Consider the following 13,355-nt stretch of genomic DNA (forward strand, 5'->3'; position numbering starts at 1 on the left):
TAGTAATGTTGGCTAAAATCTCGTATAATATAACCTCAGTATAGGATAAAGGAGTTAGTAAATGTTAGCGCAATTTACACCAACTTGGATGATCGACGCAACTTATGACATTAACCCCGAACAATTAAAACGGTTGGGGATCAAAGTTGTTTTGACGGATCTTGATAATACCCTCATTGCATGGAATAATCCTTATGGGACGGAAGAACTCAGGGACTGGATGATGTCACTAGAACGTGAGAACATCCAGTTGGTGGTTGTGTCGAACAATTCTCACCGGCGGGTTAAAAAGGCGGTGGCGACTTTGCAGCTTCCCTTTATTTCACGCGCGCTTAAACCATTTTCGGGTGGTATTCGGCGGGCGATGCGTCAATACCATGTTGGTAAAAATGAAGTTGTGATGGTTGGTGATCAGTTATTGACGGATGTGGCTGCAGCAAACTTCAGTGGCATCTCTAGTATCTTGGTCAAACCAATTATTGAAAGCGATGCGTGGAACACCAAAATCAATCGGTTTTTCGAACGATTTGTGATGCACGCAATCCGTAAAAGACATCCAGAACTCAAGTTTCGAAAGGACTTAATCAATGAGCGAAACAAATAAAGATGAAGTATTAGTTGACGGTGAAGCCGTGTTTTGTATTGGCTGTGGTGCACAGATTCAGACCACGGATAAAAACAAGCCTGGTTACACGCCGAAATCAGCCTTAGATAAAGGGTTGGAAACGGGTGAATTATACTGTCAGCGTTGCTTTAGACTGCGACACTACAATGAAATCGTACCGGTTGGTCTGACGGATGATGATTTTCTGCGTCTGCTGACTCAAATTCGTGATGCAAATGCGTTGATCGTCTATGTTGTTGATATTTTTGATTTCAACGGCTCAATCATTCCAGGACTGCACCGCTTTGTTGGTGATAATCCCGTAATGTTAGTGGGTAATAAAGAAGATTTGCTGCCAAGTTCTCTGCGACGTTCAAAACTGCGTGATTGGTTACGTCAACGCGCTAATGAACAGGGAATTCGCCCAATCGATGTTTCCTTGTTATCAGCTAAAACGAATCAATCAGTGGACCAATTTTTGGATAAAGTTGAAAAACACCGTGATAACCGCGATGTCTACATCGTTGGTGTTACTAATGTTGGGAAGTCAACACTGATCAATCAAATTATTCGTCGCAGTACTGGGGCTAAGGACGTGATCACCACGTCCCGTTTCCCAGGTACTACGTTAGACAAGATCGAGATTCCATTGGATGACGATCACGTGTTAGTGGATACGCCAGGAATTATCCATCCATCACAGATGGCCCATTACTTATCGGGTAAAGAATTAAAAATTGTGACACCACAAAAGCAAATCAAGCCAAAAGTTTATCAGTTAAATGATCAGCAAACCATTTTCTTAGCTGGTGTTGCGCGTTTTGATTATGTTTCTGGCCCTAAACATGGTTTTACGGTGTACGTTGAAAACAACTTACCGTTGCATCGGACTAAGCTGGAAAATGCGGATAACTTTTACAGTAAACACGTTGGCGATTTGTTGACACCACCTGAAAGCCCAGATAATGATCTGCCGCCTTTAGAAAGACACGAATTTAAGATTACTGACAAAAGTGATTTAGTGTTTGAAGGGCTTGGTTGGATCACCGTACCTGCTGGTGTAGTCGTTGCCGGCTATGCGCCTAAAGGTGTTGGTGTTGTGGTTCGTCGAGCAATGATATAAGGAGAAATTAATTTGAATTTAAAAGGTAAACAAAAACGGTTTTTACGTGCCCAAGCACACCATTTGAACCCAATCTTTTCGGTTGGCAAAAACGGGCTTAACCAAACCTGGTTAGCTCAATTAGATGGTGCGCTTCAAAAGCGCGAACTCATCAAAATCAATCTTCAGCAAAGTGCTGACGAAACGGTTGACGAAGTTCAGGCTTACATTGAAGACAACACTCAGATTCAGGTTGTCCAAACCATTGGTCGGGTACTGGTTTTATTCCAGCCAGCATCTGAAGAAAAATATCAAGATCTTTCATTACAAGTAGCAAAATTAGCATAATCATTTTGAAATAAGGGGAAATCACGATGGTTAAGGTAGTTGAACAGACGAAGACACAGGTTGTTGAACAGCTGGCAGCCACTATCAAGAAAAAAAGAATTGGTATTCTCGGCGGAACGTTCAATCCACCCCACATTGGGCATTTGATCATGGCGGACCAAGTCATGACGCAGTTGGGACTTGATCGCGTTTTGTTCATGCCGGATGCCAATCCACCACACGTTGACCGGAAAGTAGCCATTGACGCTGCCGACCGCGTTAAGATGGTAGCAGACAGTATTGCGGACAATCCCAATTTTGGTATCGAACTGGCTGAGGTTCAGCGGGGTGGTATCAGTTATACCTACGACACGATGTTGGAATTGAAACGCAAGCACCCTGAGAATGAATATTATTTTATTGTTGGTGCCGATATGGTTGATTACCTGCCAAAATGGTATCGAATCGACGATTTAATTAAACTGGTGCAGTTTGTTGGTGTTCGTCGTGAAGACTATCCAGTAACCTCTAAGTATCCAGTTCTCTGGGTCGATATCCCCTCGATTGATATTAGTTCTTCAATGATTCGCAGCCGAGTCAGACAGGGACAGTCAATCAGATACTTTGTGAAGGATCCAGTAGCGAAGTATATTAAGGAGCGACAGTTATATCATGAATGAAGAAGTATCGTATACTGGCCGTTACACTACTGATAGTCGTGACCAGTTATTGGCCAAAATTTCAGAGCAGTTAAAACCGGCTCGTTTTGCCCACGTGCAACGGGTGGAGAAAACTGCTATTCAACTGGCAAAACAGTATGGCGTCGAGGTTGAAAAGGCTTCGATTGCTGGTTTAGTTCACGATTACGCCAAGCAACGACCTGATGAGGACTTTATTGCCGCCATTCACCACTATCAGCTAGATACTGATTTGGTTAATTGGAACAACGCCATTTGGCATGGGGTAGTTGGGGCTGAACTCATCAAGGCCGAGCTGGGTATCGATGATGAAGACATTTTGAATGCTGTTCGTTATCATACGACTGGTAACCGGTATATGACTAAATTAGCGCAAATTATTTATATGGCAGACTACATTGAACCAGCGCGTGATTTTGATGGGGTGGAAAAAGCACGGTTGCTCACTTCACAAAGCCTCGAACTGGCGGTGGCTTACCAAACCAAACACACCTTGCTATACTTGTTGGAGAATAATCAACGAGTTTACCCGAAAACGATTGAAACGTATAACGCTTGGGTTCCCCAAAGCGGATTGAAAGATTAATGGAGGTATTTAATGAATAGTAAAGATATTTTAGAAGTTGCTGTTAAAGCTGCTTCAGATAAGCGGGCGGAAGATACCGTTGCCCTAGACATGCAGAATGTTAGTTTGATTACGGACTATTTCATGATCACCGACGCCACCTCTGGCCGTCAAGTACAAGCGATTACTGATAACATTCAAGAAGCATGTGAAAAGGCTGATATTCCAGTTAAACGAATTGAGGGTCGTGACTCAGCTCGCTGGGTTTTAATCGACCTTGGTGATGTCATGGTGCACGTTTTCCAGAAGGACGAACGGGCTCACTATAATTTGGAAAAATTGTGGTCAGAAGCACCCTTAGTTAACGTTGATGACTGGGTAGAAGCATGATTTATCAAACTTTCGCCAAATTGTATGATGAGCTGTTTGACAGTGAATTGTATCTTGAATGGCGGTCCTTTGTTGAGCAACAGGTCACTGATAAGCAGCAACCGCTGTTGGAACTGGCCTGTGGTGCTGGCCGATTAGCCGTATTGTTAGCGCAAGACGGCTATAATGTGAGTGGTTTTGACCTTTCGGATGAGATGCTAAGTTTAGCTGATCAGCATGCGCGTGAAGCAGACGTGACGTTACCCTTAATCGAGGGCAATATGCTTGATTTGAGTGATTTGGAAACGTACCACACGGTGACTTGTTTCGCTGATTCGCTGTGTTATTTACCCAACGAAGAATCACTGTCAACGACATTTGAACAAGTTGCACGTCATCTGGATGATGATGGGCAATTTTTGTTTGACGTGATTTCACCATATCAAACGGATCGGGTTTATCCTGGCTATATGTACAACTATCGTGATGCTGATCGTGCCTTTCTCTGGTCTAGCGAGACAGGGGAAGAACCGCATTCAGTTGACCATGATCTGACGTTCTTTACCTATAATGAAGCTAAAGATGCTTATGATGAGGTGGCTGAGTTACATCATGAACGAACCTATGAGCTATCGACGTATCAACGGTTACTGAAGACTGCTGGTTTTAAGCAGGTTAAGGTGAGTGCTGATTTTGGTAAGTCTGATATTCAGGCTGATACAACGCGTTGGTTCTTCGTTTGCAGTAAGTAAAATTAAGCTTGATCCTACGGAGGTGGCATGATGGCAACTGTTTTGGGCATTGTTGCAGAATATAATCCGTTTCATAACGGTCATGCCTACCAATTGCGACAGGCTAAGCAGCAGTCGCAAGCCGATGTGACGGTGGTTGTAATGAGTGGTAACTGGATGCAACGCGGTGAACCCGCTTTAATAGACAAGTGGCAGCGAACTAGACTGGCGCTTCTTGGTGGTGTTGATTTGGTTATCGAATTGCCCTTTCAGTTTGCGGTCCAGCCTGCTCATTTATTTGCTCAGGGTGCTATCCAGCTGCTGTCAGCGTTAGGGTGTACGACGCTTGCTTTCGGTGCTGAACACCCGGACTTGGACTTTGAGACCTTGGTAGCTAATCAGCCAACGAATGCTAGTAGCCATTTTAAGCAATTTGATGAGACTTATCCCACCTTGTTTAATGATTACTTGCAGGCACAGACGGGTATGAATCTGCGCGCTTCAAACGATATCTTAGGGTTTAGTTACGTTGCTGCTAATCGTCAATTAGAACGGCCGTTGGAAATCTTGCCGATTCAAAGACGGGGGAGTTCCCACCAGGAGACGCAACTTGATTCAGAGGCAACGGTTGCTAGTGGAGCAGCGATCCGTTATGCCGTCCAATCTGGTGACTGGCCGTCAGTTGCACGTATGGTTCCAGCTGAGACGTTAGCCGCACTTCAAAAAAATCAGCAGGTGACGTGGAGCGATTATTGGCCGTATTTACGTTACCAGTTACTTTCAACTTCGCTGGCTGATCTGCATGAGGTTTACCAAATGAGCGAAGGTATTGAGTATCGGCTAAAGCAGGCTGCGTTAACCAGCACTAATTTTGATGAATTTTTGCGTGCGGCAAAGACCAAACGGTTTACTTATGCGCGACTGCAACGATTATGTGTATACATTTTGTTACAGGTCAATCGGGTGGAGCTACCAACAGAAGTCAGATATGCGCACGTACTGGGTTTTGACCGCTTGGGGCAGCGGTACCTGAACCAGGTAAAAAAACGCTCTAAACTGCCCTTAATATCGCGTGTGACGGATGACTGGATCAATGGTCCGTACCGGCTTGATTATCAGGCGGGTCTAATGCGTCAAATGCTGACTAAAGTTGATCAAGATCGCTTACAGCATGCCGTCATTGTATAGTTGCCCTGTCCGTTTTGAATAAGATCAACTTTTTATGATGACTTTGAAGTTGTTTTCAACGTGTCATGTAAATTCCCTTGACATCGTCACAACCCATAGTTATAATAATAAAGTTGCGTTAGGAGGATACTGAATTGAAGTTGTCGTTATCCGAGTTACAAAAAGAGTACCGGCATGAACCACTCAAATTCGATGAAGCCCTGGATTTGAAAGCAGATCTGATGGATCGTTATCCTGACGAAGTGCTTGACGTAACACCAGTTCACATCAATGGGATGGTTAGTGTTGAAGATGGTGGGGACGTGCTGCTTTATACTCACGTTTCGGCTACATTGACGGTACCGTCGACACGTTCACTTACACCGGTTGAGTTACCCACGGATTTTGATGTTACCGAGTTTTACGTTGCCTCTCAGGCAGCTTTAACCCGTTACGAAAAAACCGACGTGGTTCTCGTGGTAGAGGACGATGTGATTGATGTAGACAAAGCAATTGCTGACAATCTGTTACTACAGATTCCGATGCAAGTACTGACGAAGGCTGAACAGTCTGAAGATGAATTACCCGAAGGTCAAGACTGGCAGGTAACCATTGAAGGCGAAGCTGAGGAGTCAGATTCTAAAACTGTTGATCCACGTCTTGCTAAGTTAAAAAACTTCTTTGATGATTCGTCGAAAGACGATGAACAGTAGGACTTAAAAATCTTTCACTAGTGGATAATTTTAAATTTAAGGAGGTGTTTCCATTGGCTGTACCAGCACGTAAGACTTCTAAGACGAAGAAACGTATGCGTCGAGGAAACATTAAGTTGCAAGTACCTAATTTGAGTGCTTGCCCAAACTGTGGTGAATTACGTAAATCACACGTTGTTTGCCCTAACTGCGGCTTCTATGATGGTCGTCAGGTTGTTAAGACTAACAACTAGTTAATAAAAAAAGAAGCATCCAAGAGAACCGCGGTCTCTGGATGCTTCTTTTTTTGTTTATTTATAGCCTGGTAATCAAATCAAGAGGGTCAAATTGCTTGTCTGATACGGTTTAGCCTTGTCAGTAGGGAAAACATCAGGATAGTGCATATGAGCATTTACAAGGTAATTATGACGTTTCTTACTTGTATCTATTAGTGATGTGTGATTAAGTACCGAAAAAAAGAACCGGAGATAATTAAATCTCCAGTTCCTCTTGTTCGATTAAGATTGAACTAGTTTATTCCTTAGTAAAGTCAACAACCATACGGCCAGTGATTTTACCAGCTTTCATTTCGTCAATAATATCATTGATTTCGCTTAAACGACGAGTCTGAACGATTGGATGTACCAAACCTTCAGCACCAAATTGGAAAGTTTCAGCTAAGTCTTGACGGGTACCAACAAGTGAACCAGCCACTTGGATGCCATCCAAAACAGTCTTAGCAATGTTTAATTCCATGTTACCTTGTGGAAGGGCAACGGCGACTAAACGACCATCTGGACGAAGCGCATTAACTGATTGAGTGAATGCTGCATCGTTAACAGCTGTTACTTGGGCATTGTGAACGCCACCGACTTGTTTTTGAATTTCTTCAGAAACGTTTTGGGTCTTACGGTTGATTAAGATATCAGCGCCCATTTCTTTAGCAGCTTTCAATTTATCAGGGTTACCATCAACGGCAACAACGTGTGCGCCAAAGACGTGCTTAGCATATTGGATAGCTAAGTTACCTAAACCACCGGCACCAACAACTTCAACCCATTGGCCTGGTTTTGTTTCGCCGACTTTAAGAGCTTTGTACATGGTAACACCGGCACAAGTTAAACTAGTGGCTTCAACTGGATCCAAACCTTCTGGTACTTTAACAGCGTAGTTAGCGTCAACAATAACTTGTTGTGCCATAGCACCATCAACAGTGAAACCAGAGTTTTGAACATTGCGGCAAAGAGTTTCGCGGCCAGTCAAACAATATTCACAGTGGCCACAGCCTTTGAAGAACCAAGCGATAGATACACGATCGCCGACTTTTAAGTTCTCGACACCTTCGCCAAGTTTAGAAACGATCCCAACACCTTCGTGACCAATGATACGGCCAGGAACTTTACCAAAGTCACCAGCAGCAACGTGAAGGTCGGTGTGGCACAGGCCACAGTATTCAACGTCAACTAAGGCTTCACCATAGTTTAAATCACGAAGCTTGACATCTTTAATATCTACATACCCATCAACTGGGTCGCGTACAACAGCAGCTTTCATTTTTACAATTACCTCTTTCGTATGTGTGTATGTTTTCACAATGTAATTTAAACACACAGTTTCAAAAAGTTCAAGTGATTTTTTGAGCAATTGCAAATGTTTGCAAAAATCATGTTCAAATAAGAAAGCTTGATTATCCGGTACCATGGCGATTTTTTGAATTGTTTATAAATTTGATTGTTGATAAAAATTTTTTCACTAAGTATTTTTACTGATAATTTTTTTCAATGAATCAGAATAGATTCGCCAAATTTTAATTTATATAGTAAGATGGAAAAGTAATTTGATTGACAGTATGGTACACTATTAGCGATGTGCCAGAAGTTTTTTCTAAACGTAAATAAGAAAATTATAAGTAAGAGGAGTTCATTAAAAATGAGTCGAATTTTAATTATTGAAGATGAAAAGAACTTAGCCCGTTTCGTGGAGCTAGAATTAAAGCATGAAGGTTACGATACCGAGGTCCAGTTTAACGGTAATACTGGCTTAGATGCTGCTTTGGCTGAAGATTTTGACGTTATATTACTGGATTTGATGTTACCTGAACTTAACGGTATTGACGTTGCTCGCCGTATTCGTGAAGTGAAGAATACACCAATTATCATGATGACCGCCCGTGATTCCGTTATTGACCGGGTTTCTGGTTTTGATCATGGTGCTGATGATTACATTGTTAAACCTTTCGCGATTGAAGAGCTATTAGCGCGTGTTCGGGCATTGCTTCGTCGGATTCACATTGAAAGCGAACAAAAAGACTTTAAGCAAACCACGGTGACTTACAAAGATTTAACTATTGAAAAGGAAAATCGGGTTGTTCGTCGTGGCGATGAAGTGATTAACTTGACTAAACGTGAATACGAACTGCTATTGACCTTGATGGAAAACGTCAACGTTGTCCTTGCCCGCGATGTTCTCTTGAACAAAGTTTGGGGCTACGAATCAGAAGTTGAAACTAACGTGGTTGATGTATACGTTCGTTACTTACGTAATAAGATTGATCGACCGGGTGAAAAGAGTTACATTCAAACGGTTCGTGGTACTGGGTACGTGATGCGTTCATGAATGAAACAGATACCCCAGTTAACAAAAATGAATCAACTTTAAAAAAGCATCATCGATTATCGATGAAGTGGAAGTGGGCGCTGGGTAGTGCAACCGGCGTTTTTGTTATCTTTGTCGTTTTTTCCGTGTTGATGTTTCAAGGCCTATCAGGGGTCTTGCTTCAACAGGAACGAACGCACGTCAGCAGTACGCTGGACACGGTGATTAGCCGAGTCGATACCTTGCAGGGGCATTTTACGGCTGATTCGGTCAGTAATGCTTTGCAACCTAATCTGAATCAACCCAGCGGATCAGTTTCGGATCACGCAAATATCTATCAAAATTCCGTGATCACAGATTTGTCTCGTGATAGTACGGGGGTTTCTGTTTATAACGCTCAGAAAAAAGAAATTTTTAATTCTCGTAATTCGCACGTTGATAATAGTCGATTGTCGGAAAAACGTGAGATGAAAATGGAAAAGACCCGCAGTTTTGATGGGCTGGTTGGACGAGCACCAATTTATAGTCAGAGTGGACATAAGCTACTTGGCTACGTACAAGTGGCTAATGCCATGACAGAGTACAAAGCTGCTCGTCACCGTTTCTCGTTGATCCTGATTGTGCTTGTGATTTCGGTTGTGTTCGCAGCTTCTGTGTTCAGTTATTTCTTAGCAGATTTATTGCTAAAACCAATCATTGACCTCAACAAGACCATGCAGGCAGTTCGTTCAGACCCCCAGTCTGATGAACGGGTGCCTGAAACGCGTCGAAATGACGAACTATCTGATTTAAGCGAGTTGTTTAATGATATGCTGGATCAGATGCAGCGTTATATCGATCAGCAACAGCAATTTGTTGGTGATGTTTCTCATGAACTGCGGACGCCTGTTGCCGTTATCCAGGGACATATTGAATTACTCCAGCGGTGGGGGAAAGATGATCCTGAAGTGCTGAATGAATCACTTTCAGCGGCTATGCAGGAAACCAAGCGGATGCAGAGTCTGGTTACCGAAATGCTGGATCTGACCCGAGCTGAACAGATTCAAATCACGATGAATCACGAAACTTCCGATATTAAAGAAGTTGTGAACCAAGTTTTCAACGATTTTAAGATGATTCATCCAGACTTTACGTTCATTTTAGATGACGACGTCAAAAAACACGCCTATTCGCAGATTTACCGGAATCACCTTGAACAGGTACTGATTATTTTACTGGATAACGCCGTTAAATATTCGGTTAAACGTAAGGAAATCCACTTGTCCTTATCATCTAGCGGGCACGTTGCTCAAATTGCTGTTCAAGACTTTGGCGAAGGCCTTTCCGAAGAAAACCGTGAACGAGTGTTTAACCGATTTTATCGGGTGGATAAGGCTCGTAGTCGAAATAAAGGTGGGAACGGTTTAGGACTGTCCATTGCCAAACGTTTGGTAGAGGCTTATCACGGTAAGATTAGTATTGAAAGTGCACTTGGCTATGGTTCAATTTTTCAGATTGAATTGCCGTTGATTTCAGAAGATATCAAGATCCAACTGGATCACGCCAAGGAAGAAGACGAAGAGGAGCGAACGGTTAGTGATCCTTTAGCCACTAATTTAGGCGCTAACCCAACTGATTCATTGGCTATCCCAGGCGTTTATCGCGCTAGTGATCAAACCAACTCGGAACCATCTAAACCGGATAGTTCTGAGTCGCAGGATGATGAGTCCAAGCCAACGCATTAACAAAATCATACGAATTAACCATTAAAGCAGGTTCCTGTAATCAGGAGCCTGCTTTTTTAGGTTCGTTTAATTTAAGTCGTCTACAATCACATTTATGCAATGAAAGCAGAAGATAAAAGGTCGGTAGTTTACCGGCTGGTCTGATTTCTAAAGGATGAAAAACAATTCGGATAATTAGTGGGGTGAGTTACTTCTCGTTATGGATTTAAGCATTAATCGAAAAAATCGCTATTTAACGTCTAATTCAATGATTGGTGTTTATACCAGAACTGATAAGCAACGATCAAAAAATTCGGTGCATAAACGGTTAACTTGGTTAGATATTGCCAAAGGAATCGGGATTCTTGCAGTCATTTGCGGACATAACATGCCCGATTATATTCTCAATGTTCAAGCTAATCGGTACTGGTACGATTTTATTTACTGGTGGCATATGCCGTTATTCTTTTTAATTGGTGGTTTTTTCTTAAAACCGATTAATTTACTGGATTTTAAAACGGTTACTACTTTCTTGAAGAAAAGGGTTAGGTCATTATTATCTAGTTATTTTCTCGCTGGCCTGTTGCTTATCATCGCGTATATGTTGATTCATAAAACGTCTGTCACATACAGTTTGACTTATCTTTTAAAATTACTTTATGGCGGCAAAACTTTAAGTGATTACACCACGGTATTCTGGTATCCAGAAACTTATCTATTAGGTGTAATGGGAACAACGATTATTATTAGTGCTATTCGTTTGAAATCGATACAACTTATCATTGCGGGTAGTTTTGTTTATTGGTCGACTAGCTATCAGCAATTGACCAATTTTAAAGCGTTTGGTGTGGTGACAGCACCTTGGGATATGGACGTTGCTGTGTTGGTAATGGCGTATATGCTGATTGGTTACAACTTGTTTTATTTCGGTAAACAGTACCTGACAAAATGGTATATTTTTTTACCGGCTTTACTGACGGTTAGTTGGCTATTTCTTCAGTTGAAAAATCAAAAACTGTCATTCTCACTGTTCATGCGTAGTCACCAATTTTCTGGTGCTTATCAGCATCTCTCGCTAGGTCACAATGAGTTAGCGTTAATGGTAGGAATCATCCCAGTGTTGTGCTGTTTAGTGATTTTTGGGGTGAGTCAGATTGTTGCTTATCCTTTGGAGGTCACACGTTCAGTGGCAAAAGTCGGTTTATTTCCGGTGAGATTGATTGCCCGGATTTTATCAGTGGCTGGTAATCATACGCTCATTATGATGTATATGCATAAAATGATTTTGGATCTGCTTGATGTGAATCATGTGACCGATTTATATTGGTTACAGGTTCTCATTGCTGCTGCAATACCACTCATCATTGGTGTTTTCTTTAAACAATATCAATTAGCCAAGGCCGGTAGATTCGAAGTTATCAAACAACCGGTTTAATATCGCTGGCTTACAATTTATTTTTTCTTACCAAAATTTTTGATATTTCAAATAGATTAACTGTTCATGCCATCATACACAAAAATTTGGGATAGTGGTAATATATTTAGTAAGCTATTCGCAGATCGGAGTGAAAAAAATGGCAACGATTATTTGCCCAAATTGTGGTAAATCAATCCCTGAAAGTTCTACTATCTGTCCAAATTGCGGTTACCACTTAACCCCGACCAAAGCAGAAAATATTTCGCAAAAATCAAAGGATAAGGGGGAATTTCAGGGGCAGGGCCGCTTTGCCCATCTCAAAAAAATTGGTCGTTCATTAGTAAAACAAAGGTGGTTTATCTCACTATCAGGTATTTTGTTTTTCTGTGTACTATTCGGTGTTTCTTATCAGTATCAGTTACACAAGCAGGAAATGCGCATTCAAAGAGAGCTGTCTCAGGCGATTAAGAGTTTGAGACACGAAAATCAGGTTGCCGCAACGCATGGGCAGTCCATTCAAGAACCTGCTTCAAAAGTGCCACAGAATTCAAAACGACCAATTTTACTGCTACACGGTTTTGGCGGTTCGTATAACTCAGAGAGGTATATTTCGGCCAGCCTCGTTCAAACACATTTGGCAAAGCAGCAATTAATGGTTTATGTGGATCGGTCTAGTCGTATCCACCTCATTGGTAAATATCAACCAAGTGCCAGTCATAAAGTAGTTATCCCCATTGTCATTAAGAATAATCATGCCGGTGAGATTTACTATAGTGCGATGCTAGCAAAGATTATGCCGAGGCTTAATCGGAGATATCATATTAAGAGTTATGATGCGGTGGGGCATTCGATGGGTTCGTATGCTTGGATCAATTATTTTGAAACCCATCCAAAACAAGTTGCTCAGATCAAGCCACATCGTGTCGTCACAATTGCGGGGCCGTTTAATGGTATTTTAGACCGCCACAAACCTGATCAGCCAATATTTAAATCAAAAGTTGGTCGTTTATGGGATGACCAAGTAGGCGAAAATTCTTTAGATAAGAATGGCCGTCCGAAAATCGAACGAGCGGAATTTAAGCATCTTTTAAAGTATAAACATCGTCTGCCGGCTGGTTTAGATATTTTGAATATTTATGGTAATTTGAAAGATGGTACCGACAGTGATGGGCTTGTGACAACGACTAGTGCCAGATCTTTAGGTTATTTAGTTAAAACCAGTCACGTCAAAGTTGGCTATCAGGAAAGCCAAGTTACTGGTCCAAAAGCGCAACACAGCTTGTTACATTATAATAATTTGAAAGTTAATCATTTAATTAAGGACTTTTTATTATATAAATAATTTAATCTAACTACCTAACCGTTATGGGTGGGCAGCGTATATG

The 13,355-nt window shown here is 41.8% G+C and carries 15 protein-coding genes; 14 read left to right on the forward strand and 1 reads right to left on the reverse strand.

What is annotated here, in order from left to right; translation table 11 throughout:
• The first annotated feature begins 61 nt into the window (after positions 1 to 61).
• The 10 genes from CES82_RS04330 to rpmF all read left to right on the forward strand — a co-directional run bounded on the left by CES82_RS04330 (position 62) and on the right by rpmF (position 6,509).
• Positions 62 to 604 (forward strand): YqeG family HAD IIIA-type phosphatase, encoded by a 543-nt coding sequence (locus CES82_RS04330; protein ID WP_098824098.1) that lies wholly within the window; start codon positions 62 to 64, stop codon positions 602 to 604.
• A complete protein-coding gene (gene yqeH / locus CES82_RS04335; RefSeq protein WP_098824099.1) occupies positions 588 to 1,727 on the forward strand; it encodes a ribosome biogenesis GTPase YqeH in 1,140 nt (379 codons plus the stop codon). The genes CES82_RS04330 and yqeH overlap by 17 nt, the downstream gene beginning before the upstream one ends.
• A gap of 12 nt (positions 1,728 to 1,739) precedes the next feature.
• Positions 1,740 to 2,054, forward strand: a complete 315-nt coding sequence (gene yhbY, locus CES82_RS04340) for a ribosome assembly RNA-binding protein YhbY (RefSeq protein WP_098824100.1) — start codon at positions 1,740 to 1,742, stop codon at positions 2,052 to 2,054.
• A 26-nt stretch (positions 2,055 to 2,080) separates the two neighbouring features.
• A complete protein-coding gene (locus tag CES82_RS04345) occupies positions 2,081 to 2,713 on the forward strand; it encodes a nicotinate-nucleotide adenylyltransferase (RefSeq protein WP_098824101.1) in 633 nt (210 codons plus the stop codon).
• The gene (gene yqeK, locus CES82_RS04350) at positions 2,706 to 3,317 is read left to right on the forward strand and encodes a bis(5'-nucleosyl)-tetraphosphatase (symmetrical) YqeK (RefSeq protein WP_098824102.1); all 612 of its coding nucleotides are present in this window, start codon (positions 2,706 to 2,708) and stop codon (positions 3,315 to 3,317) included. Before CES82_RS04345 ends, yqeK begins: the two co-directional genes overlap by 8 nt.
• A gap of 12 nt (positions 3,318 to 3,329) precedes the next feature.
• On the forward strand, positions 3,330 to 3,686 hold the full coding sequence (gene rsfS / locus CES82_RS04355) for a ribosome silencing factor (protein WP_098824103.1): 357 nt from the start codon (positions 3,330 to 3,332) through the stop codon (positions 3,684 to 3,686).
• Complete coding sequence (locus tag CES82_RS04360) at positions 3,683 to 4,417, forward strand: class I SAM-dependent DNA methyltransferase (RefSeq protein WP_098824104.1); 735 nt, start codon at positions 3,683 to 3,685, stop codon at positions 4,415 to 4,417. The genes rsfS and CES82_RS04360 overlap by 4 nt, the downstream gene beginning before the upstream one ends.
• A 30-nt stretch (positions 4,418 to 4,447) precedes the next feature.
• A complete protein-coding gene (locus tag CES82_RS04365; RefSeq protein ID WP_098824105.1) occupies positions 4,448 to 5,584 on the forward strand; it encodes a nucleotidyltransferase in 1,137 nt (378 codons plus the stop codon).
• 134 nt (positions 5,585 to 5,718) lie between these two features.
• Positions 5,719 to 6,276 (forward strand): DUF177 domain-containing protein, encoded by a 558-nt coding sequence (locus CES82_RS04370; RefSeq protein ID WP_098824106.1) that lies wholly within the window; start codon positions 5,719 to 5,721, stop codon positions 6,274 to 6,276.
• Positions 6,277 to 6,329: 53 nt separating this feature from the next.
• Positions 6,330 to 6,509 (forward strand): 50S ribosomal protein L32, encoded by a 180-nt coding sequence (rpmF, locus tag CES82_RS04375; protein ID WP_054655005.1) that lies wholly within the window; start codon positions 6,330 to 6,332, stop codon positions 6,507 to 6,509.
• Positions 6,510 to 6,789: 280 nt separating this feature from the next.
• On the opposite strand, the gene adhP is transcribed toward rpmF, so the two are convergent.
• Complete coding sequence (adhP, locus tag CES82_RS04380) at positions 6,790 to 7,809, reverse strand: alcohol dehydrogenase AdhP (RefSeq protein ID WP_098824107.1); 1,020 nt, start codon at positions 7,807 to 7,809, stop codon at positions 6,790 to 6,792.
• 375 nt (positions 7,810 to 8,184) lie between these two features.
• Here adhP and CES82_RS04385 point away from each other — a divergent pair, with 375 nt between their 5' ends.
• The 4 genes from CES82_RS04385 (at position 8,185) to CES82_RS04400 (ending at position 13,312) form a co-directional block, all read left to right on the forward strand.
• Positions 8,185 to 8,871, forward strand: coding sequence for a response regulator transcription factor (locus CES82_RS04385; RefSeq protein ID WP_098824108.1), 687 nt, complete (start codon positions 8,185 to 8,187; stop codon positions 8,869 to 8,871).
• The gene (locus CES82_RS04390; RefSeq protein ID WP_098824109.1) at positions 8,868 to 10,574 is read left to right on the forward strand and encodes a HAMP domain-containing sensor histidine kinase; all 1,707 of its coding nucleotides are present in this window, start codon (positions 8,868 to 8,870) and stop codon (positions 10,572 to 10,574) included. Before CES82_RS04385 ends, CES82_RS04390 begins: the two co-directional genes overlap by 4 nt.
• Before the next feature lie 199 nt (positions 10,575 to 10,773).
• Positions 10,774 to 11,988, forward strand: a complete 1,215-nt coding sequence (locus CES82_RS04395) for an acyltransferase family protein (protein ID WP_098824110.1) — start codon at positions 10,774 to 10,776, stop codon at positions 11,986 to 11,988.
• Positions 11,989 to 12,127: 139 nt separating this feature from the next.
• Positions 12,128 to 13,312, forward strand: a complete 1,185-nt coding sequence (locus CES82_RS04400) for an alpha/beta hydrolase (protein WP_098824366.1) — start codon at positions 12,128 to 12,130, stop codon at positions 13,310 to 13,312.
• Positions 13,313 to 13,355: the final 43 nt, after the last annotated feature.

This window comes from Secundilactobacillus silagincola, from assembly GCF_002583405.1.
Lineage (GTDB): Bacteria > Bacillota > Bacilli > Lactobacillales > Lactobacillaceae > Secundilactobacillus > Secundilactobacillus silagincola.

Coding starts and splice junctions, on each gene's coding strand:
- CES82_RS04330 (WP_098824098.1), top strand. CDS start 62: ATGTTAGCGCAATTTACACCAACTTGGATGATCGACGCAACTTATGAC.
- yqeH (WP_098824099.1), top strand. CDS start 588: ATGAGCGAAACAAATAAAGATGAAGTATTAGTTGACGGTGAAGCCGTG.
- CES82_RS04345 (WP_098824101.1), top strand. CDS start 2,081: ATGGTTAAGGTAGTTGAACAGACGAAGACACAGGTTGTTGAACAGCTG.
- yqeK (WP_098824102.1), top strand. CDS start 2,706: ATGAATGAAGAAGTATCGTATACTGGCCGTTACACTACTGATAGTCGT.
- rsfS (WP_098824103.1), top strand. CDS start 3,330: ATGAATAGTAAAGATATTTTAGAAGTTGCTGTTAAAGCTGCTTCAGAT.
- CES82_RS04360 (WP_098824104.1), top strand. CDS start 3,683: ATGATTTATCAAACTTTCGCCAAATTGTATGATGAGCTGTTTGACAGT.
- CES82_RS04365 (WP_098824105.1), top strand. CDS start 4,448: ATGGCAACTGTTTTGGGCATTGTTGCAGAATATAATCCGTTTCATAAC.
- adhP (WP_098824107.1), bottom strand. CDS start 7,809: ATGAAAGCTGCTGTTGTACGCGACCCAGTTGATGGGTATGTAGATATT.
- CES82_RS04385 (WP_098824108.1), top strand. CDS start 8,185: ATGAGTCGAATTTTAATTATTGAAGATGAAAAGAACTTAGCCCGTTTC.
- CES82_RS04390 (WP_098824109.1), top strand. CDS start 8,868: ATGAATGAAACAGATACCCCAGTTAACAAAAATGAATCAACTTTAAAA.
- CES82_RS04395 (WP_098824110.1), top strand. CDS start 10,774: ATGGATTTAAGCATTAATCGAAAAAATCGCTATTTAACGTCTAATTCA.
- CES82_RS04400 (WP_098824366.1), top strand. CDS start 12,128: ATGGCAACGATTATTTGCCCAAATTGTGGTAAATCAATCCCTGAAAGT.